1 protein-coding gene is annotated in these 886 nt (G+C 59.0%); it reads right to left on the minus strand.

The genetic code is table 11. The features are described from left to right. The coding region (locus AD72_RS35115; protein WP_231645166.1) for a condensation domain-containing protein at window positions 1-886 on the minus strand (886 nt) is incomplete at both ends.

The raw sequence follows: 886 nt of genomic DNA on the forward strand, positions 1-886 counted from the left end.
AGCATGACTTGGAAGAGGGGATGCCGAGCCAGAGACCGCTCCGGATTCAACTCCTCAACCAACCGCTCAAACGGAACATCCTGATGCGCATACGCAGCCAGATCCACCTCCCGAACCCGACCCAACAACTCACCAAACGTCGGCGACCCAGACAAATCCGTCCGCAACACCAACGTATTCACAAAAAACCCCACCAACCCCGACAACGCATCATCACCACGACCAGCCACCGGCGAACCCAACGGCACATCCACCCCAGCACCCAACCGCGACAACAACACCGCCAACGCCGACTGCAACACCATAAAAACCGTCACACCCGACGACCGCGCCAAACCAACCAAACCCCCATACAACCCCTCCGAAACCACCACCGGAACCCGACCACCCCGATACGACGCCACCACCGGACGCGACCGATCCACCGGCAACACCAACTCATCCGGCAACCCCGCCAACACCGAACGCCAAAAACCCAACTGCACCCCCAAAACAGAACCCGAATCCCCCTCATCCCCCAACACATCCCGCTGCCACAACGCAAAATCCGCATACTGCACCGGCAACCCCGACCACCCCGGCACCCCACCACCACACCGAGCCCGAAAAGCAACCCCCAAATCAGCCAACAACAACGGCATCGACCAACCATCAGCAACAATATGATGCATCACCAACAACAACACACACTCACACTCAGAAACCTCAAACAACCACGCCCGAAACGGCAACTCCACACCCAAATCAAACTCATACCGAGCCGCCCGAGCCACATCCCCATCCACCCCCTCAACCGACGAAGAAACCACCACCAACTCCGGAACACCCACCCCCACATCCACCACAACCTGAAACGGCCCCACCCCATCCTCACCAAACACCGTCC

The sequence above is a fragment of the Sciscionella sediminilitoris genome (assembly GCF_000737195.2).
GTDB lineage: Bacteria > Actinomycetota > Actinomycetes > Mycobacteriales > Pseudonocardiaceae > Sciscionella > Sciscionella sediminilitoris.